This window comes from Streptomyces sp. NPDC056061, assembly GCF_042266885.1.
Classification (GTDB): domain Bacteria; phylum Actinomycetota; class Actinomycetes; order Streptomycetales; family Streptomycetaceae; genus Streptomyces.
Genome location: NZ_JBHJWQ010000011.1, coordinates 100,263 through 124,602, shown reverse-complemented (window position 1 = coordinate 124,602; position 24,340 = coordinate 100,263). Strand labels below are relative to the sequence as shown.

The 24,340-nt window shown below is 68.6% G+C and carries 15 protein-coding genes and 5 pseudogenes; 4 read left to right on the top strand and 16 right to left on the bottom strand.

The window, feature by feature from the left end; translation table 11 throughout:
• Positions 1-70 precede the first annotated feature (70 nt).
• Positions 71-304: an SDR family oxidoreductase gene (locus ACFC79_RS18095; RefSeq protein WP_376241180.1), complete on the bottom strand. Its 234-nt coding sequence runs from the start codon at positions 302-304 to the stop codon at positions 71-73.
• Here ACFC79_RS18095 and ACFC79_RS18090 point away from each other — a divergent pair.
• Positions 231-731, top strand: a complete 501-nt coding sequence (locus ACFC79_RS18090; RefSeq protein ID WP_376241323.1) for a zinc-binding dehydrogenase — start codon at positions 231-233, stop codon at positions 729-731. The genes ACFC79_RS18095 and ACFC79_RS18090 overlap by 74 nt on opposite strands.
• Before the next feature lie 334 nt (positions 732-1,065).
• On the opposite strand, the pseudogene ACFC79_RS18085 reads toward ACFC79_RS18090, so the two are convergent.
• Positions 1,066-1,602: pseudogene (locus tag ACFC79_RS18085) on the bottom strand (winged helix-turn-helix domain-containing protein).
• Positions 1,603-1,650: 48 nt separating this feature from the next.
• Positions 1,651-1,990: pseudogene (locus tag ACFC79_RS18080) on the bottom strand (carbohydrate ABC transporter substrate-binding protein); the annotation flags it as partial.
• Positions 1,991-2,485: 495 nt separating this feature from the next.
• Between ACFC79_RS18080 and ACFC79_RS18075 the strand changes: the two are divergent.
• Together ACFC79_RS18075 and ACFC79_RS18070 are read left to right on the top strand one after the other, a co-directional pair.
• Positions 2,486-2,869, top strand: a pseudogene (locus tag ACFC79_RS18075) (galactosylceramidase); the annotation flags it as partial.
• Between the two features lie 100 nt (positions 2,870-2,969).
• The gene (locus ACFC79_RS18070) at positions 2,970-4,883 is read left to right on the top strand and encodes a ricin-type beta-trefoil lectin domain protein (protein ID WP_376241178.1); all 1,914 of its coding nucleotides are present in this window, start codon (positions 2,970-2,972) and stop codon (positions 4,881-4,883) included.
• Positions 4,884-5,256: 373 nt separating this feature from the next.
• Here the strand turns inward: ACFC79_RS18070 and ACFC79_RS18065 are convergent, their stop codons facing one another.
• The 4 genes and pseudogenes from ACFC79_RS18065 to ACFC79_RS18050 all read right to left on the bottom strand — a co-directional run bounded on the left by ACFC79_RS18065 (position 5,257) and on the right by ACFC79_RS18050 (position 8,121).
• Complete coding sequence (locus ACFC79_RS18065) at positions 5,257-5,448, bottom strand: hypothetical protein (RefSeq protein ID WP_376241176.1); 192 nt, start codon at positions 5,446-5,448, stop codon at positions 5,257-5,259.
• Positions 5,449-5,690: 242 nt separating this feature from the next.
• A pseudogene (locus tag ACFC79_RS18060) lies at positions 5,691-6,400 on the bottom strand (IS3 family transposase); the annotation flags it as partial.
• Between the two features lie 235 nt (positions 6,401-6,635).
• The gene (locus ACFC79_RS18055) at positions 6,636-6,995 is read right to left on the bottom strand and encodes a hypothetical protein (protein ID WP_376241174.1); all 360 of its coding nucleotides are present in this window, start codon (positions 6,993-6,995) and stop codon (positions 6,636-6,638) included.
• A 298-nt stretch (positions 6,996-7,293) separates the two neighbouring features.
• Positions 7,294-8,121 (bottom strand): NUDIX domain-containing protein, encoded by an 828-nt coding sequence (locus ACFC79_RS18050; protein WP_376241172.1) that lies wholly within the window; start codon positions 8,119-8,121, stop codon positions 7,294-7,296.
• Positions 8,122-8,469: 348 nt separating this feature from the next.
• Between ACFC79_RS18050 and ACFC79_RS18045 the strand changes: the two are divergent.
• Positions 8,470-8,917, top strand: a pseudogene (locus tag ACFC79_RS18045) (transposase family protein); the annotation flags it as partial.
• Positions 8,918-9,345: 428 nt separating this feature from the next.
• On the opposite strand, the gene ACFC79_RS18040 reads toward ACFC79_RS18045, so the two are convergent.
• The 9 genes from ACFC79_RS18040 to ACFC79_RS18000 all read right to left on the bottom strand — a co-directional run bounded on the left by ACFC79_RS18040 (position 9,346) and on the right by ACFC79_RS18000 (position 24,232).
• Entirely contained in the window at positions 9,346-10,029 is a 684-nt protein-coding gene (locus ACFC79_RS18040) for a BPL-N domain-containing protein (protein ID WP_376241170.1), read from the bottom strand.
• Between the two features lie 7 nt (positions 10,030-10,036).
• Positions 10,037-14,089 (bottom strand): Pls/PosA family non-ribosomal peptide synthetase, encoded by a 4,053-nt coding sequence (locus ACFC79_RS18035; RefSeq protein WP_376241168.1) that lies wholly within the window; start codon positions 14,087-14,089, stop codon positions 10,037-10,039.
• Positions 14,090-14,423: 334 nt separating this feature from the next.
• Positions 14,424-15,290 carry an NAD-dependent epimerase/dehydratase family protein gene (locus ACFC79_RS18030; protein ID WP_376241167.1) on the bottom strand — a complete coding sequence of 289 codons (867 nt, stop codon included), beginning with the start codon at positions 15,288-15,290 and terminating at the stop codon, positions 14,424-14,426.
• Positions 15,291-15,316: 26 nt separating this feature from the next.
• Positions 15,317-17,539 (bottom strand): FAD-dependent oxidoreductase, encoded by a 2,223-nt coding sequence (locus ACFC79_RS18025; protein ID WP_376241165.1) that lies wholly within the window; start codon positions 17,537-17,539, stop codon positions 15,317-15,319.
• 12 nt (positions 17,540-17,551) lie between these two features.
• A complete protein-coding gene (locus tag ACFC79_RS18020; RefSeq protein WP_376241163.1) occupies positions 17,552-19,843 on the bottom strand; it encodes a hypothetical protein in 2,292 nt (763 codons plus the stop codon).
• A 95-nt stretch (positions 19,844-19,938) separates the two neighbouring features.
• Complete coding sequence (locus tag ACFC79_RS18015; RefSeq protein ID WP_376241161.1) at positions 19,939-20,817, bottom strand: carbohydrate ABC transporter permease; 879 nt, start codon at positions 20,815-20,817, stop codon at positions 19,939-19,941.
• Positions 20,814-21,764, bottom strand: coding sequence for a carbohydrate ABC transporter permease (locus ACFC79_RS18010; protein ID WP_376241159.1), 951 nt, complete (start codon positions 21,762-21,764; stop codon positions 20,814-20,816). The genes ACFC79_RS18015 and ACFC79_RS18010 overlap by 4 nt, the downstream gene beginning before the upstream one ends.
• Positions 21,765-21,771: 7 nt before the next feature.
• On the bottom strand, positions 21,772-23,112 hold the full coding sequence (locus tag ACFC79_RS18005; RefSeq protein ID WP_376241157.1) for an ABC transporter substrate-binding protein: 1,341 nt from the start codon (positions 23,110-23,112) through the stop codon (positions 21,772-21,774).
• Positions 23,113-23,230: 118 nt separating this feature from the next.
• Positions 23,231-24,232, bottom strand: coding sequence for a LacI family DNA-binding transcriptional regulator (locus ACFC79_RS18000; RefSeq protein ID WP_376241155.1), 1,002 nt, complete (start codon positions 24,230-24,232; stop codon positions 23,231-23,233).
• Between the last annotated feature and the right edge of the window lie 108 nt (positions 24,233-24,340).

Sequence of the window (24,340 nt, the reverse complement as noted above, 5' to 3'; positions counted from 1 at the left end):
CCCACCGGTCGGCGTGATGGCGAGCGGAGCGCCGAGCCGGTCGGTGCCCAATTCATCTTGAAACGATCAGTCAGAAGAAGCCGCCGTCGACGGGCAGGGTGCGGCCGGTCATATAGGCGGCGTCGTCGGAGGCGAGGAAGGCGTAGCCTGCGGCGATCTCCTCCGGTTGTGCCAGGCGGCTGAGTGCCCCGTGGACCGCGAGCCATTGAGACAAGGGAACGGGCGACGGTATCCGCACTCTCAACGTCGTTCGCAGGCGCGAATCAGTGGCCGAGTTGGAAGCCCTCGGAGCCGACGCCGTCATCGTGTCCACAGAGGGGCCGATCGATGAACAAGTCCGCAAGATCGTTGGGCCCGAAGGCGTGAAGTACGCCATCGATCCGGTGGCCGGAGAAACCGGAACGCAGATTTTCAAGGCGCTCCACGAGGACGGGCGGATGCTGGTGTACGGCTCCCTGACGGGCGAGCCGATCCGCGTCGGTGAGGATCCGCGTTACATCCTGGCAGGCCGCCGTATTGTGGAGGTCTACTGGCTCGGCTACTGGCTTCCGAGGCTCACGGACACAGAACGACGGCAGCTGGGGGAAGACATTGTGGCGCTTATGCGAGAGGGAGTCATCGAAACCGCTCCCGGGCGCAAGTATTCTCTCGACGCGATCGGTGAAGCCGTCGCTCAAGCAGAACAGAAGGGCAGGCAGGGAAAGGTGTTTCTGGTACCCGGAAAGTACTGAACTTGAATTCGTGATGTCAGCCAGTCGGAGTTCCGGTCGATGAACTCCCGCATGCCGCATGTGAGATGCAGACGGACGTTGTCCCGGACCAGCACGATCGGGCCGCCGAGCTGGATGCGGGCCCGCACGAGGAAGCGGCAGAAGTCCCGCCATCCGAAGCCCTTCGGCTCGCCCTCGCGGCCCCGGTACTCACGCAGCCCGTAGATCAACCCCGAGCTGGACCCGGGTTTGAAGCGGCACATACCCACCATGGACAGACGACCAGATCCCCGGCCGCGGACCCTCACAACGGGCGTGCGGCCGACCCGGCCCCAGGCTCTGGCCCGCGGCGGCGTCATCGACTGCCCGGCCTCGTCCTCGAAGGCGATCCACGCACCCCGGGCCGCCGCTGCGTTTTTACCTGCGGCCAGACCTACTTCTTCCACAGCTCCACCGCGTCGTCGTCCCGCTCGACCGCCCGCCGGCACGGCTGCTGCCAGGACCAGCCGTGCCGCTTCAGCAGCAGCCAGGTGCCCTCGACCGTGTACGAGACGTGAAACAGCCGGCCGACCAGCGTCTTGATTCTCGCCAGGGTCCACCGCTGGTCCGGCCGGCCGTGCGCGAGTGGACCACGCTCCAGCTCCCGCTCCAGCCGCTCTACCCGGGCCGGCCCCAGCCTCGGGCGCCCCGGCAAGCCCTTCGACAGGACTCCGGCCCCCCGCTCGCGGGGGGCCCTCCGCCAGCGCTCCACCGACCGCTCCGACACCCGTAACGCCGCGGCGATGTCCCTGTTCTTCGCCCCACGCTCGAAGCGTTCCACGGCCAGAAGCCGAACACGCTCCCGCGCGGCCCTCCCGGCGTCGGTCAGCCCGCCGCCCTGCGCGTATCTCACCCGGCCAGAACTACCGGAACCACCCCACAACTGTCAGGCCGAAGTTCAGTAGCCGGCACACCAGCCGAACACGTCGTCCGGTGTGCCCTGCAGAGACGAGTTGATCTGCTCCTGGAAGGCGTTGTGGTCCTTGGTGTTGACCTTGACTTTGATGCCGGAGCGCTGGGTGAACTCGGCGTAGGCATCGGCGCATGCCTTCTTCGGGACGGCGTCGGAGGCGCCGGAGCCGGAGGGTGACCGTGTTCGGGTCGGACGACCCCGAGGCGCTGCCGCCGCACGCGCCGAGCAGCGGGATGTCGGCGCCCAGGGCTGCCGTCCCGCCCAGTCCGCGCAGGATGGTGCGGCGTCCGGGGCCGTGGGCGGAGGTGGCGGCGGGAGGGAATCCCATGACGGCTCCTGAAGGCAGAGGGAATGGTGCTTGTGCCGTCGCGGCCCGCATGATCAATCAGAACAGAACACGATCGAACAGCGGCGCCCATGAGAGCCGTTCGGCTGGTCGAACGTCAAGGGTTTGGGTGCCGAGTGCACCTTTCTCGGTGGGTGGCCGGCACGGGAGATCGGCTAGATCGACTCCGCTTCGCCGTACGGCCGTCCGGCCTGGTTGCTTACCTCTAGAGAAATCGCTTTCCCCAAATGGTCACGTTTTACAGCGAGTTGGAGACGTGGCGGCCAGAAGTCCAAGGTCGTTCGACATTCCTCCATGGCGGCACCTGAGTCGCAGGGATAGAACTCGACGGGGTCGAGCTTCGGCGATTCGTAGCCCGACGCGGGTGCGGATCGCGTTGTCTGCACCTCCAGTAATCCACCACAACCAACACAACCAAACATCGTAGTCGGTGTCTGTGGGAACGATCACGCACTCCCCTTCCACCTCGGAGTCGACATGACCTGGACAAGCAAGTGGAGACCGGCGCTGTTCGCGGCGCTCCTGGCACTGCTCCTCGGTGCCGTGACGGGCTGGGGCGCACCGCCCGCCCACGCGGCCACCAGTACGGCAGTCATCGTCGATGGCACTCAGCCCGGCCGCACTTTCGACGGCGTCGGCGCGATCAGCGGCGGCGGTGGCAATTCGCGTCTGCTGATCGACTACCCCGAGCCGCAGCGCAGCCGGATCCTCGACTACCTCTTCAAGCCGGGCTACGGCGCGTCCCTGCAGTTCCTGAAGCTGGAAGTGGGGGGCGACACCAACTCCACGGACGGCGCCGAGCCCAGTCATATGCACACCCGGGGCAAGGTGGACTGCAACAGCGGCTACGAGTGGTGGCTCGCCGAGCAGGCCAAGGCCCGTAACCCCCACATCAAGCTGCAGGCCCTGTCCTGGGGGGGCGCCGGGGTGGATCGGCAACGGCAACTTCTGGTCCCAGGACATGATCGACTATCTGATGTCCTGGTTCGGCTGCGCGAAGAAGCACGGGCTGGCCATCGATTACGTGGGCGGCTGGAACGAGCGGGGCTGGGACGCCGACTGGTTCAAGCAGCTCAAGTCGACGCTCATGGCGAAGGGTTTCCGCACCAAGGTCGTCGCGGCCGAGAGCTTCGGCTGGGACGTCGCCGACGCGATGGCCAAGGACAGCGAGTTCAAGGACGCGGTCGATGTCATCGGATCGCACTACCCCTGCGGCTACCAGAGCGCCTTCGCCTCGTGTCCCTCCAGCGACGTGGCCCAGTCCATGGGCAAGCCGCTGTGGGCCAGCGAGAACGGGTCCCTCGACACCGACGGCGGAGCCGAGGCCGTGGCCCGTGCGATCAACCGCGACTACATCGACGGCAGGATGACGGCGTTCGTCAACTGGCCCGTGATCGCCGCACTCTACCCGAACCTCCACTTCTCCACGGACGGCATGTCCGTCGCCAACCAGCCCTGGTCCGGCGCCTACCACATCGGCGCGACGACCTGGGTGACCGCGCACACCGCCCAGTTCACGCAGCCCGGATGGAGCTATATCGACTCGGCGAGCGGCTATCTGGGCGGTGACCGATCCAACGGCAGCTTCGTGTCGCTGAAGTCGCCCGACGGCTCCGACTACTCCACCGTCGTCGAGACGATGGACGCCACCGCGGATCAGACGGTGAACCTCACCGTCCGGGGCGGGCTGTCGACCGGAACGGTCCACGTCTGGTCCACCGATGTGAAATCGACCAGCACCGCGGATGACTTCATCCGGGGCGAGGACATCACTCCCGTGAACGGCGCGTACTCCCTGACTCTCGAGCCCGGCCACGTCTACACGCTCACGACGACCAGCGGTCAGGGCAAGGGCGCCGCGACATCCCCGGCCGAGGCTCCGATGCGGCTGCCCTACTCCGACAGCTTCGACAAGCCGACCGCCTCGAAGAGCCCCCGCTACTTCGCCGACATGAACGGCACCTTCGAGACCACGGCGTGCGCCGGCGACCGCTCCGGCACCTGTCTGCGCCAGATGGCGCCGGCCGGCCCGATCCGGTGGACCGACGAGCCCTACAACGCCCCTTACTCGATCATGGGCGATGGGTCCTGGTCCAACTACACCGTCGCCGCGGACGCCCTGTTCAGCGAGAAGGGCACGGTGGAACTCCTCGGCCGGGTCGGTCAGCAGGGCCGCAACAACAACGGCCTGAACGCTTACCACCTCCGCGTGAGCAACAACGGCACCTGGTCGATCGACAAGAGCGACACCACGTGGAAGTTCACCCGGCTCACCGGGGGACGGACCAACACCCTCGGCCTGAATACATGGCACACCGTCGCCTTCACCCTGCAGGACACGAAGCTGACCGCCTCCGTGGACGGCAAGGAGCTCGGCAGCGTGACCGACTACTCGCTCAGCAGCGGCCAGGCCGGGCTCGGGGTGACGGGCTATCAGACCCAGCAGTTCGACAACTTCGACCTCACGCCGGGCGCACCGTCGCCGCAGCACCTCGGCCCCGTCACCTCGGGTCTGACCGACACCTGCCTCGAAGCGGAGAACGACACCGACTTCAACGGCACCCGGGTCCTGGTCGTCGACTGCGACGAAACCGCCGCGCAGGTGTGGTGGTGGGGTAACGGCCTTCTACGCCTGGGCAGTTCGACGGGCAGGTGCCTGGACGTCACCGGAGCGGGAACCGACAACGGCTCCCCGGTCGAACTGTGGGAGTGCAACGGCGGAGGCAACCAGAAGTGGGTGCCCCAGGCCGACGGCACGCTCCAGGGCCAGCAGTCCGGGCGGTGCCTCGCGGTGCCCGGATCCGACGCGACACAGCAGCTGGTGATCCAGGACTGCGACGGCACGGCGGCGGATCAGCGCTGGACCCTGCCGTAGCGGGGCATGGGGTGCCCGTCTGCGCCTGACCCGATCGGTGTGGTGCGACGGCGGTACGTACGGTCCGGTAGTCGTCGCACCACGCCTCACTTTCGCCGGACCACGCATCGAAGGAGCAGGTCCGTGATCGACAACATGAATGGTGTGAGACGCCGGGGCGTCCTCGCCAGTCGGCCAGGGCGGGCGCCGTGTGCTGAACTTCAACACCGCCTGGGCCTTCTGGCGGGAGGACGTCGCCGGTGCCCACAAGCCCGGCTTCGACGACGCGCAGTGGGCCGCGGTGTCACGCTCCGGATGACGAACCCGGTGCACATCTCCGACTCACCTCGACGATCACGGAGGACATCTGGATCCGTGTGCGTCGCGCCTCGGCTCAGTTTTCTCTCGGCACCTCGATGTCGTAGACCAGCGCATACACGATGTCCCGGGCCTGGCGTAGGTCGTAGCCCGCCGTGTCCACGATCACCTTGAGCGCCCGGAAGGTGTCGCCGCCCAGCATGAACATGCGCGCGTCGGCCTGCGCCTCGGCCGGAACCGGCAGGGCACGGGCTCGCCGTGGATCCACGCTCCGCGGGATCCTCGGCAGCCCGCCCTCCTTTTTTCTGCCCCCGAACACCTTCAGTCCCCAACCCCTCACCCGTACGACCAGTTCGTGGAGCGCATCCTATGCGGACGGGCGTTCCGGCAGATTCAACGTCCTCGCCAAAGCCGAAGCCGATGGCTTCGCCAGGGAGCAGTAGCCGACCAGGCCGACGACCAGCAGCCTTGCTCCAACCTCACCCAGAAACGGATATCAGCTCACGAACCGTCCCTCTGAAATATCGCCCCGCGCAGACCGTCTCGGCCGGGGGCCACCGCTGCGGCCCTGAGCACGTCGGTAACCAGCGAGGTCCCAATGTGGTCGGCGATCGACCAGCCCGTCAGACGTTTCGAGCACAGGTCCAACACCTTCGCCAGATAAAGGAATTGGCCGTTTCCGATGGGGAGGTAGGTGGTGTCTCCCACATACCTGGTGTTCGGCTCCTGGGCAGCAAAGTCCCGCTGGAGCAGGTCCGGCACCGGTGTCGCTGACGGCTCGGGAATGGTGGTGCGGACCTTCTTCCGCAGGTGCAGCCCGACGATGTGGAACGTGCGCATGACGCGCTCGACCCGCTTGTGATTGACCGGCTTCCCGGCCTCCTTCAGCTCGGCGGTGACGCGCGGAACCTCATAGGTGCCGTCCGGTTCCTGATGGATCCGGACGATGTGCTCGGCGAGCTCGGCATCCGCCCTCGCCCGGCCGGCCCGCGCGGATGCGCCGGCCAGCCACCGGTAGAAGCCGGAACGCGAGACCGCGAGTATCCGGTACAGCCGCTTGACGTCAAAGGGGCCACGTCGATCCTCGACGAACTGGAAGCGGCTGCTCACCAACTGGTCTCCGCCGCAAAATACTTCGTGGCCCTCCGCAGCATCTCCCGCTCGAGCTCGAGTTCCTTCACCCGCGCCCGCAGCTGCCGGTTCTCCTTCTCCATTGCGGTGGCCTCAACGGCCCCGGGCCACCATCGGCGCCCTTCGGTGATCCCACCTCTCGGCCACCGCGGTGACCGCACCGCGATTCGCACGCCACCCCGCACCGGCATCCGCTACGGTCCATGACAAGGCACGTGCGCACTCCACCGCTCACCTGCGGCCGGTCGGATCTCCCCCTCCCCCCAGACCCACGTACGCCCGTCTGCGACTGCCCCACTACGCCGGGGCAGTCGCAGGGCCGCCTCATATCTCGGTGGTTTGCGGCTCGGCCCGGCGGCCCCTGTTGGACACCACGGCGCAGACCGCGAAGGTCACGCCGAGCAGACCGAAGATGATCGCCAAGTTGCCCTTCGCCTGGATGTCGGCCTGCCGTGCTGCAGTCTCCCTTTCCCAGAGCGCCGCACCCTGTTGATTGGCCGACTGGTACTCGAAGAGGCACTTCATGTACGGCTGAGTGGGTGCGGCGTCGCGATCGGCGTCGCAGTTGGGGTCCTTGTAAAGAATCAACGTGCCGCCGGATTCGCCCAGTGGCTCATCAGCCACCTTGGAGGCCGCGTCCAACGCGACCGCCGACAGGATCACCGCCGTGATCACGCTGATCATGGCCACGACGATGCACAAGACGGTTCCGGCACTACGCCCTTGGGATGTCATGCCCTGGAGAGTATCGACACGCGTAAACCACCGCCCCACCAACCGCACTTACTGACCAGTTCGCCTGATGCACCCGACTCATCCCTACCAGCGCCACGCCCTGACGGGCACCTCATCAGATCCAGGCACGGGACTGGAGCAGGAGTCCGGTGTCGACCTCAACCGCAGGTCATTCCGCAGGTTCTGATGGCTGGACCTACCAGCATCCTCGGCGGGCACGGTTGCCTCCTGGATGGGGGGCTGGGTTTCAGGTGTGCGTGATCAAGTAGGCGGGGCCCTCGCCGCGCCGGGCTCGTTCGATGGCGTCGAGGCGGGCGAAGACGCGAGGCGCCATCAGCTCCTGCCAGGTCGCGAGATCGTGGACGGCCCACATGTCGTGCTCGGCGGGATCGAGGCGGATCCGGCCGAGCTGGTCGGTGGTCAGCCGGCCTCCGTCGAAGATGAACCCCACCTTGTTCAGCGGCTGGCGCGGCCCGGCGTGCAGGAAGTGCGTCAGGAGCAGCTTCGGCGTGTCCAGACCGAGTTCGAGGCCGGTCTCCTCGACCGCCTCGCGCTGGGCGGTCTGTAGCGGGTCCTCACCCGGGGCGTCGAGGTTGCCGCCCGGGAACTGCCAGAGTCGCGAGCCGTAGACCGAGCGGAGCTGGACCGGCCGGTCGTGCTCGTCGCGGACGTAGAGGCAGCCGTACACCGCGTGGTGGGGGACGGTCTGTGCGTACTGCGTGGGCGTCATCGGCATGGGGCGGCCGGGCCGGGCAGGGCGGTGGTCGAATGCGAGGGCGAGGACGCCGAGGGCTTCCTTGGCCGGCGAGTAGATGCTGCGGAGGTTGGCGAGAAGCTCTCCGGGCGGCCCGCCCGGGTCGATGCGCGCGGGGTTCTCCGAGCTGAGCAGTTCCTCGAAGGAGGAGTACGGGGTGATCCGCTTCACGATGACGTCGAGTTCCTGCCCGGTGTCCCGGTCGTGGAAGACGACCGCGTCGCCGACTGCGACGGCGAGTTTCCGCGGGGTGGCCGCTCTCACTTCGATCGTCTTGCGGCCTGCTTCCACTTGGCGGTAGTACCGCCCGAGCAGGTGCATGTGGTGCTCTTGCCGTTCATCTCCGGTCGCCGGACTCGGGACGGCTGGGATCGCCTGCTGGGTGTCGTCAGGCACTTGTGCCTCCGTTCGGTGCCACCCCAGAGGGGCGTGAAACAGGAAGAGTCGAGGCGTAATGTTCGCTTGTGAGCGCGGAGCTGTGGAAGACGTAGCTGGTCCTGTCGTTCCAGGACCAACCGGAGTGGGGAGACGGTGACCGTAACTCGGGAGCCAGGGTGAAGGGCCTGGCCGAGTTTGGAGGCCGGAGGATCCTCGCGGGGACACCGTCGGCGCAGTGCTTCTCACTATGCACTGTCCCGTAGCCGCTGGTCAGGGGGAGATGATCTTGCCGTGGCTGGTGTGATTACGATGTCGGAGCCGTCCTGGATTGTCCCGTTCACCGGGCTGAGCCTGCGCCAGTTCGGCAAGCTGGTCAGCGCGCTGCGGCGCGAGGGTGCCGGCCCGGTCCGCAAGGGCCGGCCCTGGAGCCTGCCGCTGGAGGACCGGGTCCTGCTGGTCGCCGCGTACTGGCGCACGAACCTCACCCTGCGCCAACTGGCTCCGCTGTTCGGGGTGTCGAAGCCGGCGGTCGACCGGATCGTCGATCACTGGGCCCGTCGCTCGCGCTCCAGCCGCGCAGACGGTTCCGCAAGGACACCGTGCTGATCGTGGACGGCACCCTGGTGCCACCCGCGACCACACCATCGCCGCGCAGTCGAGGAACTACCGGTACTCCACGCACCACCAGGTCGTCATCGACGCCGACACCCGGCTCGTCGTCGCCGTCGGCCGGCCGCTGCCGTTCGTCCTCGGGCAGGCCTGCGAGCTCGGCCCGCTCCACCGGGTGCAGGTCAGCGGCGAGTCCGCTCAGGACGTCGGGCGGCGGGATTCGCTCCATGTCGACGCCGACGGGTGTGTCGGCGAGCGCGATCAGGCAGAGGCCGCCGCTGTAGGCGAGGGAGAAGTATGGTGGTGTGTCTCCCGCCACTGTCGGCCGGCCGTGCGGACCGCCGCACACCGGGCACGGCTCGCGAGTGAGCGCCACCTGCCGGGGTGGGACACCGAGCCGGGCGGCAACAAGGCGGCGCAGTGCAGCGTGCCCGGCAACGTACCGGTCGCGGACCGCATCCTGGGCGAAGGTGCGGGCCCGCCGCCGCTCCCCGGCGTCCAACGTCGTCGGCGCAACCGGCGTGTCCGCGCGCACGAGCCACAGGGCGGGCGGTGGTGTCACCCCTGCATCACCGCTTCCACCAGGTCGAGGGCCAGGTCCAGGGTGTGCTGAATCTGCAGGCAGTGATCGGTGTACCAGTCATCCGTGGCCTCCGGGTGTGGTCCGGCGACCGCCACAGGACCGCTGCCGAACCGGGTCACGAGGGCAGCGGGGGTGCCGTTGTCGTAGGTGGCAAGGATCCTCGCGTCGGCGTTCTCTTCGAGGATGAAGAGGGGGCCGTCCTGGAAGAACACGGTGCGCGGGCGACCCCGCCACGTCACCTGGACCAACGTGTTGCCCTCGTCGTGGACTCCGGCCCCCGGAGAGCGGATGTACTGGTCGGTGTCGCCCGGAAGGAGACCAAACCCCGGGGTGACCCCGGCGAGGTAGCCGCCGAGGCAGAAGCCCAGATAGCGCCCGCCGCCGCGGACGAAATCGCGGATCGTTCGGCGCTGCCGACGCAGGGTTCGCCAGGCGGCGGCGAGTGTGCCCCCGCCGGGCTGGGCGTACAGCACGGCGCGGGACAAGGACTCGGCTGACAGCGGGCATGTCTCGTCCGGGCCGGTGAAGCGGACGTCCAGACCCCACGGACCGGAGGCGAGGAGTCCGGCGACCGCCTCGGGACAGCCGGGCAGCGAAGCCGGCCCGCGGTAGACGAGAGCGAGGCGACGGTGCCCGGCCGGGGGATCGGCGGCTGCCATGGCAGCCTCACCGCACCTGCTTCGTCGGTCCGGCGGGCACAGACCGCACGGTGGGCGGTATGCCGAGCCCTTCGGCGGGGAGCCCGTGCCAATTCGTTCCCGGCGTCAGCCGCTCGCCCTTCATGACCAGGGACAGTGCCCCGAGCCGGACACCGGCACCCACCACCGCGTCGTAGAGCACGATCGTCCGCGGGCCGATGCTTGTGCCGGGGCCGACGGTCACCGTCGACATCTTCATCACGCGGTCCTCGAACAGGTGGGTCTGCAGTGAGACGTGCAGGCCGATCGCGGCGTCGTCGCCGATCTCCACCAGGTCGAACTCGGTGAGGTACGTGGTGCCGATCCAGGTGCGCCGTCCGATGCGGGCGCCGAACCGGCGCAGCACCGGGGGCAGGAACGGCGTCCCCGCCAGGACACCCACACCTGCCGGGACCGCGGCCGCCTCGAACAGGCCGGTGACGAACTCCGTACGACGCACGAACAGGCTCCACAGGGGCTCGACGCGCGGCCGGTACCGTCCGGCGACCACCCACTTGGCCAGCGCGCAGTACCCGATGACGGCCAGCGTGGCGCCCATGGCGAGGAGCGGCGACACGAGCAGCGGCACCAGCGGCCCCGTCCGGCCGGCGATGCCGGCCAGGACCAGGAGGTAGAGGCAGGCACTGGTGGCGAGCACGGAGGCAGGCACGGTGGCGCGGAAGAACTCGATGGCCAGGCGGACGAGCACCGCCCTGCGCGTGGGCCGGAAGGTCAGTTCCTCGGGGAAATTCCCACTGCTCTGGCGCACCGGCAGCCGCAGTGCGGGCGAGCCCAGCCAGGTGCTGTCGGCGGGCACATGGTCCAGGGACGGCACCGTTCCCACACCGATCAGAGAGCCCGGGCCCAGCCGGGTTCCGGCGGGAACGAGCGCCGCGTTGCCCACGAATGCGCGCCGGCCGACTTCGGTGGGCAGGAATGCCACGCGGTCGAACGCGAAAGTGGCGACGCCGATGCCGGCCATGTCGGCGACGAAACTGCCGTCGCCGAGGTCGAGCAGGTCCGGGTCGATGTGTGCCGCAGTGGAGACCTCGGCGCTGCGGCCCACGCGGGCGCCGAGCAGCCGCAGCCATGGGGCCGTGTAGAGCGTGGCGTAGAGCGAACTGGTGAGGAAGAGGCTGTGCTCGAGCAACTTGTCGGCGAACCACTTGCGCACGCCGAGTGCCGAGCGGGCCGGGTGGATCCCGGGGGGTGTCCTCCGCAGGACCGCCCGCTTCCCGACGGCGACGATCAGGCACGCCGTGGTCACGAAGAGCGGGCCGGACAACGCGGATGCGACCAGACCGGCGGCTGCTCCGCCGTACAGCCAGGCCCACCAGAACAGGGCGACGCCCGGCAGGGCCATGGCGACCACCGCCGCTTCGAGCATGGCCAGGCCGAGGACGACGGCGGCCAACTGCCGTGGGTGCCAGCGGTCCGTCCCGGCCCCGGTGCTCAGCATCTTCTCGACGAGCGGGGAGAGTGCCTCCACCGGGCGTGCGGGCGATCCGGCACGGCGCGCCCCGGCGGGGACCGCCTCGTCGGGGCCTGCCACGGACTGCTCGCCGAGCCCGGACCGGGGGCCCAGGCACGCGCCGGGTTCGAGGACCGCGTTGGCGCCGACGTACGCCCGCTCTCCGACGGTGATCGGGGCGACCGTGACCCATCCGTCGGAGACCTGCCAAGGGCGCAGCGTGGCGCCGTAGCCGATCGCGGCGTCACGGTCGATGCGCAGCAGTGTGGGCAGGCCGACGAAGCTGGTGGCGATGGTGGCGCCAGGGCCGATGCGTGCGCCGAGAAGCCGCAGGTAGTGGCCCATCAGAGGGGACCCGCTCAGTACCCGCAAGGGGCCGATGTCGTGCAGCAGCACGTCCAGCGCCCACACACGCAGATACGTCGCTCCCCACAGCGGGTACCGGCCGGGCCTGATGCCCGCCGCCAGCGGTCGTGCCAGGGCAAGGGGAACGAGCCAGCGAATGGTGGTGTAACCGGCCAGCACGGCGATCGTCGACACGACGGCCCCCCAGCCCGATGTCCGGCCGTGGTTCAGCGCGTAGGAGATGGCCACCGGTCCCGTGAGCAGGAACAGCAGCCCGTAGAACGCCGCCGCCTGGGCCAGTCCGGCACGCGCGATCCGTGCGCGGCTGTGCCGGAGGGGCGCGGGCCGGGCCCGACCCATCGGGCGAGGCGCGTTTGCCGAGGAACGCAGACGTGCCGCGAACGAACGCACGGTCGGGTTCTCGTACAGGTCGCGCAGGGTCGGGCCGGTCCCGCCGTCCTGACCCCGCAGCAGCGATACGGCACGGGCGGCGAGCAGGGAGTGACCGCCGAGGTCGGTGAAGAAGTCGGCCTCTGCCGACAACTCCTCGGGGGCGATGCCGAGCGTCTGCGCCCAGGCGCCGCGCACCGTCGTCTCCAACTCGCCGCGGGCCGGCGTCACGCGGCCGGTGTCGATGAACCGGCGGCCGGTTGGTGCGGGCATCCGTGTGTGGTCGGCCTTGCCGCTCGGCATGACCGGCAGCCGGTCGAGGAAGTCCAGTGTCGAGGGCACCATGTAGGCGGGCAGCGAGCGGCGCAGGCGCTCGTGCAGCCGTCCGGCGAGGATGTCGTCAGGGATCACGCCGTCGCCGGCGCGCACCACGTAGGCGGCCAGGACGCGGTCACCGTCGTACCCGTTGTCCCGGGCCACAAGAGCGGTGGCCGCCTGGGCCGCTCCGGAGTCCTCCAGCAGTACGTTGTCGATCTCGTCCAGCGACACGCGATAGCCGCGGATCTTCACCTCGGCGTCGGCCCGGCCGAGGTAGTCGATCTCCCCGTCGTCGGTCATCCTCCCGAGGTCCCCGGTGCGGTACAGGCGGCCGCCGGGCGCCAGGTGGTGATCGACGAAGCGGTCGGCGGTCAGGTCCGGCCGGCCCACGTAGCCCCGGGCAAGGCCCGGACCGCCCAGACAGATCTCACCGACGGCTCCCTGCGGCACGGGCCGGCGCCGCTCGTCGAGGAGAACGACCGAGTACGTCGGCAGGGGGCGGCCTATGGTCACCGGGCGGCCCGGCCGGAGTTCCTGCCAGGTTGCCGTGACCGTGGCCTCGGTCGGCCCGTAGGTGTTGAGGATGCGCCGTCCTGGCCTGCTCCATCGTTCGACGAGCGAGGCAGGGCACGCTTCGCCGCCCACGACGACGCTGCGGATCCGCGGAAGGCTGTACGGGATCGTCGCCAGCAGCGTCGGCACGCAGTACAGGACAGTCACGTCCTGGTTCTGCAGGAAGTCGGCGAGTTCGGCGCCCAGCCGTCCTGGACCGTCCGGTCCGGCAACGAGCGTGGCACCGGCCGTCCAGGTCGGCCAGATCTCCTCGATGGAGAAGTCGAACGAGATGGTCATGCCCTGATACACCCGGTCCTGGGGCCGGACGCCGTAGATCGGGGACACGACGCGCAGGAAGTTGCAGATGCTCGACTGAGCGATCTCCACCCCCTTGGGCCTGCCGCTGGATCCCGAGGTGTACATGATGTACGCAAGCGGATCGTCCGCGCCCCGCTCCTCGGCGGCCGGGCGCGAGGACGGCAGCGGGTCGAGGTATCCGGCGCACGCATCGATCTCGATCACCGGGCACACCTGGCGCAGCCCCGCCCAGGCGGCGCCGGCAGCGAGAGCGGACGTGGTCAGCACCGCGGTGGCGCCCGCGTCACTCAGGATGAAGGCGACCCGGTCGGGCGGCGCGGCGGGGTCGATGGGAACGAACGCCGCGCCCGTCTTGCAGACGCCCAGCAGGCACACGTACATGTCCACGGACCGGGGCAGCAGCAGGGCCGCGCGTCTGCCCGGGCCAATGCCGATACGGCGCAAGTGGCGGGCGACTCGATCGGCTCGGGCGTCGAGTTCTGCGTAGGTCAGACGGCGCGGGCCGCATTCGAGGGCGACGGCCGAAGGCGTGCGGTCGCAGGCATCCTCGAAGAAACGGTTCAGTCCGCCGACGGTGCCCGCCGCCCCCGAGGTGGTGCGGTCTCCCGTAGGAACGACGGGCGGGGCGGCGGTGTGGGAGGCCATGGATTCTCCCTTTCCGGTGCGAAAGGTGCGCGGTCATTCCCGGTGACTCTTTCAGTCTGGGCGACGCCCGCTGAGAGGACGCTGAGAAGCGGATCGGCGCGTGATGGCGCAGCATTCGCGGGCGCCCGCGAACAGAGGGATCGACTGCGTGCAGGGCGCGAGTTCCAGCCGTATCCGTGAATTCCGCCCGTACTGCATGCCGGCTCAGGGCCGCCACACCGATACCGTCAAGTTCGGTCGGATGACGACGATTTGGTGGATTCGTCGCGGACGTCACTCGAACTCGGAAAACGTCCCGCTCCCCGCCATGGGGAGGGCGGCGGCCGTCGTGATCTCAACTCGGCGGAACCGCCCCGTGGCCGAGGAGATTCTGTGCCGTGAACCCCAGCAGCCTGCGCGCGGCCGAGGTGTCGACCGGCGCCGCGCGACCCGGCAGCGGGCGCCGCAGCACGGTGGTGGGGTGATAGCGGCGCAACAGCTCTTCCGTCGGGTACGGCACGATGATCTCGGGGGCGCAGAGGTGTACCGCGTGCGCCGCACGGCCGGGTACGTCCAGGGCCAGCAGCGCGGCCCTCGCCGCGTCATGGACCTCGAGGTACGTCCACAGGTCCCTTGCCCCCGCGGCCGGGTCGGCCGTGAGCCGGGCGGCGTGGGCGTGCAGCCGTTCCTCGAATCCGCCCACGTACGGATAGCGCAGGCACACCACGCTCATCCCGTGCCGCCGCGCCATCATCTGTGCTGTCAGCTCGTCGACCTGTTTGGACAGGCCGTAAGGGTCGGCAACCTGGGAGGCCATTGCCTCATCGACCGGTGCGTACGGCGGATGCGGATCCTCGACGTCCGTCCAGGGCAGGCCCGTGACACCCCAGGAGCTTGCCACCGCCGCATGCCGGATCCCGGCCCGGCCGGCCTCCTCCAGGACGGTGAAGGTGGAGAGGCTGTTGCCCGCGAAGACCTCAAATGCGGTGTTGCGGGCGGGAGTCGGGATCGCCGCCAGGTGGATGACCGCGTCAGCGCCTTCCAGGGCCGCCCGCACGGTCTTCGCGTCGGCCGCGTCACCGGTCACGACCAGGCGCGCCGCGAGATCACCGGGGTCATCGAGGACCAAGGCGTTCGCCTCGATCCCGCGCTCGGCGAGCAGCGCGAGGACTGCTCGCCCGATCCGCCCGGCGGCCCCGGTGACCATCGCTCTTCCGACCATCCAGTCACTCTCCTGCGTCGGTGCTTCTACTCGTAGGCGCGCACGGCGACGACGTGCGCCGACGCCGCCCCGTTGGTGGCTTCGACGACGACCCGGATCGCCGATGTGGTGATCGGCTCCGCCGGCGTGTGTGTCTCGCGTCGCCGCCGATTCTGTGTCGAACGGGCGATGACGCGCCAGGTGCCGTCAGTATCCAGTGCCTCGACGCGGTAGTCGCGAAGGAGGGTGGGGAGGGTGTCGAAGGGCGTGCGGTGGTGGTGCAAGTTGATCAGGTCCTCGTTGACGTCGTCGTCGGCGATGACCTCGATCCGGCCCAGAGCGACCGGTTCGGGCCAGGCCAACTCGAGCCAGGGAGAAGGGACGTCCGCCAGTGGTGCGGAGACCCACATGTGCGGTCCCGCGTACGGGCGGGCATAGCCGTCGGTGGCCTTGGCGGGGGAGTAGGCCGCGGTCTCTCCTGTTCGGAGGCAGAAGGTGCGGCGCAGCAGACCCATGTCCGTCCACTCGCGCAGCGGCTGCGGCGATTCGTCCGACGGGCGCAGGGGGACGCGCGTGAAGCACAGGACGCCGGGGGTCGGGCGGTCGGAGCGGTGCAGAGCGAGGGCGTCGTTGGCGCGGACCACCAGGAAGGCGTTGCGCGGGGTTTCGGGAGACCAGTCCAGGCCCGTCTTGAGCCACTGCCGGGCACCGGCGGCGACGGGCAGAGTGGTGGAGGTGACGAGGCGGCGCGGGACGTAGTTCTGGCCGAGTTCGGGGTCGTACAGATCGATCACGATCTCGGTGTCGCGGTCGGCGTCGACGAGCAGTTCCACCCCGGAGAGGTCCGGGTCCGCAGGGAGGACGAGTCCGGCGTCCGCCGCGAGCGGCCACAGCGCGTCGGAGTCCTCGACTGCCAGGCCGGTCAAGGTGGATGAGGCGGTGGCCCTCGCCCGCAGGGCCAGGTCCTCCGGGTCCGTCGAGGCGAGGCCGATGAGCGAGGCATCCTGGCGCAGCAGCGCCCGGTGCAGCTCGGGTATGGGGAGTTCGCGCGGGGTGACATCTCCGGTGGCGCAGAGTGCCGCCGCCGTGCCGGCCGCCTGTCCGATCGTGGCGCAGGTCGCCATGACGCGGGTCGAGCCGAAGGCGACATGGCTGGCGGAGATGTTGCGCCCGGCGAAGAGCAGGTTCTCGGTGTTCACCGAGTAGAGGCTGCGGTACGGAATGTGGTAAATGCCGTCCGCGTAGAGCTGTCTGGCCCCTGCCTCGGTGGCGAACATGCCCTGCGGCGGATGCAGGTCGATCGACCAGCCGCCGAAAGCAACCCGGTCGGAGAACTCGGTCTGGCCGAGGATGTCGCCCTGGTGCAGGACGTAGTCGCCGAGGAAGCGCCGGTACTCCCGTTTACCGGGGACCGAGCCCACCCACTCCAGGGTCATGTTCGCCGCGTCGAACTCTCCGGAGTTCTTGATGTGGTCCCAGATGCCGTGGATCACCGACCACAGTTCGTCGCGGATGCGTTCGTTGTCGTGGACGGTGTCGAGCTCGCCGCCGAACTCGATCCACCAGTACGCACAGCCGTTGTCGCCCGCCTTGATGATGCGGCGCTGCGGGATGGAGGTCCGGGTGATGTCCTTGGCGAAGTCCGGAGCAACGAATTTGACCGGGTGACCGGCATCCTTCGTATAGAAGAGGAGAGTTGAGCCCAGAGTGATGTCGTCGGCCGTCTCCGGAGCCCATGCCTCGTCGTACTCGGCGCGCGATTCCCGGCCAATGCGGTGGTGTGCGCCCGCCAGGTGGCCGATCAGGCCGTCTCCCGTGCAGTCGAGGAAGAGCGAGCTCTCGAAACGTATCCGCCGTTCCGAGCCCATCATCCAGCCGGTGACCGAGGTGATCCGCCGGGCCTCGTCCGGACCTTCGGCGTCGACCTCGCGCACGTCGGTGTTGAGGTAGAGCGTGATGCCGGGCTCGGCGCGCACGGCGTCCAGGACCACGGCATCCCAGTAATAGGGGTTCCCGTCCGGGTTGCGGAACTGGTTCTCCACGAGCAACTCGCCCATGATGCCGCCCTCGCGGGCATGGTGATTCTTGCCGTGGCCGGTCGCGCCGCACACCCAGACCCGGACCTCGCTGCTCGCGTTGCCGCCGAGCACCGGCCTGTTGTTGATCAGCGCGACGCTTCGGCCGAGCCGGGCCGCGGCGATCGCCGCGCAGACCCCGGCCAGGCCGCCGCCGACGACGGTGACGTCGTGCCGTGCGGTTTCATTCCTCATGTCGTACGTCACCTACTTCCAGTCGGGATTGGCGGCGAGACCGTAGTAGACGCGCGGGGCACCGTCGAGAGTGAGGGTGACCTTGCCGTCGGAGGCTTTCAGAGAGCGCTCCTGACCGATGCAGTTCAGCTCCCGCACCCTGCCGTCGACCGTCCCGGAGTGGGCCACGACCGTGGTCTTGGTCGTCCAGGTGTCGATCCATGGTTCGGGCGATGCGTACCAAGGATCCTCGCCGTGCTCAGGGTTGAGGATGTACCCGTCCTTGCGGCTCCAGATGATCGACACCGGTCCGCCGGGAGTGGTGAAGAGGAGCCCCTTGATGTCCTGGTCCGCGAAGGCGAGATGCCGGACGAACTCGGCCTCGTCCAGGACCCGGGCGGCGGTCGCGAAGGCAAGGAGCGAGGGCTTGGCGCTCGTGTCGCGGTTCATCAGGCCGTAGTGGTACTCGGGGTTGGCCGGGTCGGCCTCCTGGGGGTGGTGGATCGTCGAGTCGTGCAGCTGGTACCAGTTGACGGCGCGTACCTTCTCGGACTTGGCGAGGGCGAGCGTGAGCAGCGTGTTCTCGGCGGCGTGCCGGTAGGTGTCGCTCCACCACGCGTTGGGCCGGGTCGGTGCGTACGCCTCGGTGAGCCAGAGCTCCTTGTCGCCGCCGTACTCCTCCAGGACCTGGTTCGCCTTGCGCAGTGCGCCGAGGAAGTTCCAGTACGTGCCGGACGAACCCTGCGTCCACTCCTCGGGCGGCGGTGCGAAGTCGGGGGTGAAGTTGCCGCGACCGGGGTGGAAGGCGAAGGCGTCGATGAGACCCCAGCCGCCCGCGTCATGGAAGTTCTTGGTCCATACGTAGTCCATGCCGCCGAGGCCGGCGTTCATGACCTTCATCCGCGAGCCCGCCGCGTCGAGGCGCGTGGTGACCTGGCGCAGACCGTCCCTGACGTAGGCGTCGGCGCCGCGGCCCGACATCCAGGGCTGGTTGACCTCGTTGCTCACCTCGAAGTACGCGGCCTCGGCGTCCAGGGCCTTGGCGACATTCGTGTCGGCCCAGGCCGCGACCTGCTCCGGACTGCCGCCCACGGGGATGCCGCTCAGCTCCACGTTGTGCCCGATGCCGTTCGCGTCCAGAGTCGCGGTGTCGATGCCCGGGGCGCCTGCGTAGGCGATGCGGATCCACTTGATGCCGAGCGTCCTGACCAGGCCGAGTACGGCGTCCTTGCCGGGCTTGAGCAGCCAGGGGTAGTTGGCGAGGCCGAACATCGACTCCTTGCCCGCCTTGTACGTGAACTCCGGGAGCACGCTCAGATTCGTGCGGGCCAGCGCCTTGTCATTGCCGCTGACCGCTTCCACCTCGGTGAACACGATGTTCTGCGAGGGCGAGGTCAGAGGAAAGGAAGCGTTCCAGGCGGCGCCCGCCGCGAGGCTCTTGGAGAGCGTTCCACCGGCGATCTTCTTGCCGCCGAAGTCCCGCGCCCACCAGGTGAGCGTCACCGTCCTGGCCGCGGCGGAGCCGTTGACGACCTGTGCCTTGAGCGTCATCGTCTGCCCGGCCGCCTTGTAGAGGTTGAACGGCTGGTCGGTCCACACCTCCACGCCGAGGGGCCTCTTGGCAGCGAGCGCTCCCGCCCCGCGCGGCCGCAGATCACCGAGGACCAGATCGGCCTCGGTCACCGCGGTGCTCGCGCCGGTCGAGGTGCCGGGGGAATGGAGCCATGTGGCATTCGTGCTCGCCGGGTTGGTGGACGAAAGGCAGAAGAAGCCCTGCGATCCCGCCCACGTCTCCACGTACGCGCCGCCCGCGTTCACCTCGTACGGAATGCCGCCTCGGGCGTCCCGCTCCCAGACGGTCAGCGCTTCGTACGACTCCGCCGCGCTCGCCTCGTACACCGTGCGGGAGAACATGAAGCCGGCCGGTGTGAGTGTGCTGGAGCCGCTGACCTCCCACTTCATGTGTGCCTTGTGAGGGGTGACGTCGAAGGTGCCGCGCACCGTGACTCCGGACACGCCGCTCGACATCGTGTACGTGACCTGAATCGCGGGCCGCCCGTCGGGGAGCGTGATCCGGGCGGGCGAACCGCCGAAGGTGCGCTGCTGGCCGAAAGCGCTGTCCTTGATCATGAAGTGGTTGAGCAGGATGCGGTCGGCGCCCGCACCGTCCTGCACGAGGACGCTGCCGTCGCTACGGCCGATCAGGGTGATGCCGTCGGCTTCGATGGTGACCGGGGCCGCTGCGTACGCGGGATTGGTCGGCAGCAGTGCGGCGCCGGTGGCGACAGCCGTGCCCTGGATGAATCTGCGGCGGGCGACTGACATGGAGGTGCCCTTCTCTTGGTCGGGATGCTCCGAAGGCTCCGAAGCGGAAGATGTGGTGGGGAAGTTGAGGGCTCGGCCGTTGGCTCCGGTGGAACTCAGCCCTTGACTCCGGTGAAGCCGAGCCCGGCGACGATGTACTTCTGGCAGACGACGAAGACGAGCACCGGCGGGGCGACGGCGAGCACCATCGCGGCGATCAGCTGGTCCTGCGGAGCCTGTGTGGCGAGCTGGGCGAGAGCGACACTGATCGGCTGCTTCTCGGGGTCGGTGATGGCCACCAGCGGCCAGATGAAGTCCTTCCAGGAGTGCATCACCGCGAGCAGACTGATCACGGCGAGCACCGGCTTGCTCATGGGCAGCACGATCTTGGTGAGCAGTTGCCAGGTACTCGCCCCGTCGACCCGCGCCGCGTCGAACAGCTCCTTCGGCAGGGCGTCGAAGAACTGCTTGGCCAGGAGCACCGTGAAGGCGTTCGTGCCGGCCGGCAGCCAGATCGCCCAGTAGGTGTCGCCCAGGTTGAGGTGGAGGAACGGCACATCGATCACGGTCATGAAGAGGCTGACCATGTTCACCGTGTACGGCACGAACATCGTCGCGAGGATCGCCCCGTAGACAGCCTTGCCGAACCTCGGCCTGAGCACCGACAGGGCGAAGCCCGCCGTGGCCGAGACGAAGAGCTGCACGAACCACGATCCGCCGACCACCAGGAAGGTGTTCATCAGATAGCGGCCGACACTCAGATCGGTGTACGCCGCCGAGAAGTTGCCCAGGGCCGGCCGGTCCGGCCAGAGGGCCAGGGGCTGAGTGGTGAGCTCGGTGGGCGTTGAGACCGCACCCTTGACCATCCAGTACAGCGGTCCGATGCCGATGAGCAGCAGCAGGATCAGGGCGAACGCCTGGGTGGAGCGCACTGCGGCGCGTACGCCGGGGCGTCGGCGGTCGTTGGTGGAGACGAAGGTGGTGAGCGTGGTCATGACGTGCTCCAGCTGCGGGTGGCCCGCAGATACACCGCGGAGAGCAGGGCGAGGGCGAGCACCATCAGGAAGGAGAGCGCGGCGGCCTGGCCGTACTCGCCGTCCTGGAAGGCGTACCGGAAAATCAGCAGCAGGACCGTGAGGGTGGAGTTCTCGGGTCCGCCGCCGGTGAAGACGTACGGCTCGGTGAAGACCTGCACCGTGTTGATCAGCTGGACGAGCAGCAACAGTCCGATGACAGACCGGAGTTGCGGCAGCATCACATGCCAGATCCGCCGCCAAATCCCGGCGCCGTCCACCTCGGCGGCCTCATAGAGTTCGCCGGGGACGCCGACCATCGCCGCGAGGTAGATCAGGACGGCGCCGCCCATGCCCGCCCAGGTGGCCTCCAGGACCAGCGAGAGCATGGCGCTGCCGGAGGACTCCAGCCACGAGTACGGGCCGAGCCCGACCTTGCCGAGGACGTTGTTGAAGAGCCCGCTCCCGGGGTCGTAGAACCACTTCCAGAGCAGGATCGCCACCACTGGCGGGATGACCACCGGCAGATACACCAGGAAGCGGTAGACGCCCGCGCCGCGCCGCACCGTCGACATGATCGCGGCCAGGATCAGCGGCGCCGGGAAGCCGATCAGCAGGCCGAGGACCACGAAGAACAGGGTGTTCCCGACGGCGGTGCCGAGCAGCGGATCGTCGAACAGGGTACGGAAGTTGTCCAGGCCGACCCAGACCGCGGGCTCGACGAGGTTGGTCTTCTGGAAGCTGAGCAGCAGGCTGCGCACGATCGGCCACCAGGCAAAGAGCCCGAAGACCAGCAGCGCGGGGACGAGGAACAGCCAGGCCGTGAACTGCTTGCGGGAGCCGGTGCCACGCCGCCGCTGCGGCAGGGTTCGCGGCACGGGCTTCTCGGCCACTGCGGCCGGGCGCCGGGACGGAGTGAGCAGGGCCATGGGCCGACTACTTCTGGTCCGCGGCGAGCTTGGCATTGACGTCCTTCTCGGCCGAGGCCAGCAGGGAGTCGATGTCGGCATCGCGCTTGGTGAGCACAGCCTGGACCACCGGGTCGAGCACGGTGTACAGCTTCTGCGCCTGGAACGGCGGCTCCGGCTTCAGCTTCAACGAGGAGAGACCGTCGATGTACGGCTTGAAGTTCTGCAGCTTCACATTGACGTACGGCTTGATCGCTGCGTCGATCTCGGTCTGCCGTTCTTTGTCGAAGACCGGAAGCGTCGGCACACCCACCGCGGACTTCGGGTCGGCGGAGAGCGCCTTGGCCTGCTCGGCGGCGATGTCGGTGCTGTACTGCGGCTTGGCGTAGGCGAAGGTCAGCCACTCGACGGCCGCTGCCGCGTGCTTCTTGTCGGCGGACTTCGGGACCATGTAGATGTCGCCGCCGGTGAGTGTCGCATCGCCGCCGGACTGCGGCATCGGAGCCACTCCGAAGGCGTCGGTGTTCTCCATGCCGAACTGCATCTTCGCCAGTCGGTACGTCCCCGGGCTGCCCATGAACATGCCGACCTGCCCGGCAGCGAACTGCTTGATCACGTCGTTCTGATTGTTGAGCAGGGTTCTGCCGAGCGAATCGTCCTTCCAGCGCATGTCCTTGAGCAGTCGCAACCCCTTCTTCGTCGGCTCCCCGGTGAGCGTGGCGGCGTACTTGCCGCCCTGCTCCGTCTCCAGCTCGCCACCGAAGGCGTACGACAGCATCGTCAGTTGCCAGCCGCCCTGGTTGTCCTTGGACTCGTGGACGAAGCCCGCCTTGCCGGTACTGTCGCTGATCCTCTTGGCGGCTGTGCGGACTTCGGCCCAGGTGGCCGGCGGTCTGTCCGGGTCGAGGCCGGCCTTCTCGAAGAGCTCGCGGTTGTAGACCAGGCCCTGGGCGTACGGATTCTGCGGTACGCCGTACACGTCGCCGGCGCTGTCGGTGAGTGGCTGGAGGACCTGGGGGTTGAACTCCTTGAAGTGCTTCCACTCCTTGAGCTGCCCGGTGATCGGCTGCACCTGCTTCTGCTGGATGAGCCGCTGCGGTTCGGTCAGCGGCACCTTGATGACGTCCTCGACATTGCCGCCGGACAGCTTCGCGGAGAACGTCAGCGGGTCGAAGACCGTGGTCGAACCCTTGATCCTGATGCCCGGGTTGGCCCTCTCGAAGTCGGCCACCTGCTTCTTGAACAGGGCGACCCCCGGCTTGTCGGTGGCCGGCGGCATGCCCTGCACCCGCAGCACGAGATCGCCGTCCCCGCCGGCACTGCTCGGGGTGAGGGAGGAACAGCCCGCAAGGGTCGCGGTCAGTGCCATGCAGCCAAGTATGGCCGCACAGCGGGAGTTTCTGGGCATAACGGCTCCAAGAAGGGCAGGAGTGGGCTCGGTGCGGTGCAGTGCCGTGTTTTGCTTGTTGTGTGGTGTGCGCCGTGGATCAGTGGGCGGGTGCGGGTCCCGTCGAGGCGCGGGGGATCAGGCGGGAGCCGATTTCCACGAAGCGGGAAGTGACTTCAAGTCCCGGCCCAGCGCTGCCGGTTGAGCTCGCGATTGTCTCGATCAGGAGGTCCCCCGCGCGCGTGGCGATCTCTTCGGGGTCGATCCTGATCGTGGTGAGGCTGGGGGTGGAGACGGAGGCGAGCAGCGTGTCATCGATGCCGATGACGCTGACGTCGCGCGGCACGCTCACGCCGAGGTTGGCCATCTGGTGCAGCACGCCGAGGGCGACCAGGTCGTTGTGGGCGATCACGGCCGTCGCGTCGTGGGCGGCGACGAGGGTGGCGGCGTGCACCCCCGTCTCGAACCGCGGCTCGTACGGGCCGAGCTCGGACAGGGAGAGGTCGAGCGCTTTGAAGGACTCCTGGATGGACTTGCCGCGGCTCAGCTCGGCGCGGGACGCGTTGATGAAGACGCAGCGCCGATGGCCGTACGCCTTCAACTGTTCGGCTGCCTGTGCGATGCCGGCGGACAGCGAGATCCGGACCTCGGGGATGCCCGGCACATGACGGTTCACCACAACCAGCGGCATCTGGCCCGCGAGTTCATGGAGCCGGCCCTCGGTGAGGGTGGAGGCCCACAGGATCAGGCCGTCGACCCGTTTCGATACGGCCGCGATGGCGGCCAGCTCGTCCGCCTCGCGCTCGTCGCTGTCGGCGACCAGGACCGTGTAACCCAGGTGCCGGGCGCGGGCCTGCAGCGCCTTGATGATCGGCGGGAAGAACGGGTTGGCGATGTCCGGGACGATCAGGCCGAGTGTTCCGGTGCCGCCGCCGCGTAGTGAACGGGCCGCCGGGTTGGGGGAGTAGCCGAGCTTGGCCGCGGCGTCGAGGATGCGCTGCCGCGTCGTCGGCTGTACCTGGTCGGGTGCGGTGAACGCACGGGACACCGTCGACACCGAGACGCCTGCGGCGCTCGCCACCTCCCGGATCGTGACTGCCACGGACGGCCTCCTCGTCGTCTTGAGCCGGGGGACCCCGGTTGTCTCGCATCTGGATCCTGCGAATGCGGTTGATGTTTGCGAACGTTCCCAGAGCGTGTCAAGACGTGC

Excerpts from the sequence above, each read along its gene's own strand:
- ACFC79_RS18095 (WP_376241180.1), bottom strand. The coding sequence starts at position 304 with ATGACGGCGTCGGCTCCGAGGGCTTCCAACTCGGCCACTGATTCGCGC.
- ACFC79_RS18020 (WP_376241163.1), bottom strand. The coding sequence starts at position 19,843 with ATGTCAGTCGCCCGCCGCAGATTCATCCAGGGCACGGCTGTCGCCACC.
- ACFC79_RS18070 (WP_376241178.1), top strand. The coding sequence starts at position 2,970 with ATGATCGACTATCTGATGTCCTGGTTCGGCTGCGCGAAGAAGCACGGG.
- ACFC79_RS18030 (WP_376241167.1), bottom strand. The coding sequence starts at position 15,290 with ATGGTCGGAAGAGCGATGGTCACCGGGGCCGCCGGGCGGATCGGGCGA.
- ACFC79_RS18055 (WP_376241174.1), bottom strand. The coding sequence starts at position 6,995 with ATGATCAGCGTGATCACGGCGGTGATCCTGTCGGCGGTCGCGTTGGAC.
- ACFC79_RS18050 (WP_376241172.1), bottom strand. The coding sequence starts at position 8,121 with ATGCACCTGCTCGGGCGGTACTACCGCCAAGTGGAAGCAGGCCGCAAG.
- ACFC79_RS18025 (WP_376241165.1), bottom strand. The coding sequence starts at position 17,539 with ATGAGGAATGAAACCGCACGGCACGACGTCACCGTCGTCGGCGGCGGC.
- ACFC79_RS18035 (WP_376241168.1), bottom strand. The coding sequence starts at position 14,089 with ATGGCCTCCCACACCGCCGCCCCGCCCGTCGTTCCTACGGGAGACCGC.
- ACFC79_RS18005 (WP_376241157.1), bottom strand. The coding sequence starts at position 23,112 with ATGGCACTGACCGCGACCCTTGCGGGCTGTTCCTCCCTCACCCCGAGC.
- ACFC79_RS18015 (WP_376241161.1), bottom strand. The coding sequence starts at position 20,817 with ATGACCACGCTCACCACCTTCGTCTCCACCAACGACCGCCGACGCCCC.
- ACFC79_RS18010 (WP_376241159.1), bottom strand. The coding sequence starts at position 21,764 with ATGGCCCTGCTCACTCCGTCCCGGCGCCCGGCCGCAGTGGCCGAGAAG.
- ACFC79_RS18040 (WP_376241170.1), bottom strand. The coding sequence starts at position 10,029 with ATGGCAGCCGCCGATCCCCCGGCCGGGCACCGTCGCCTCGCTCTCGTC.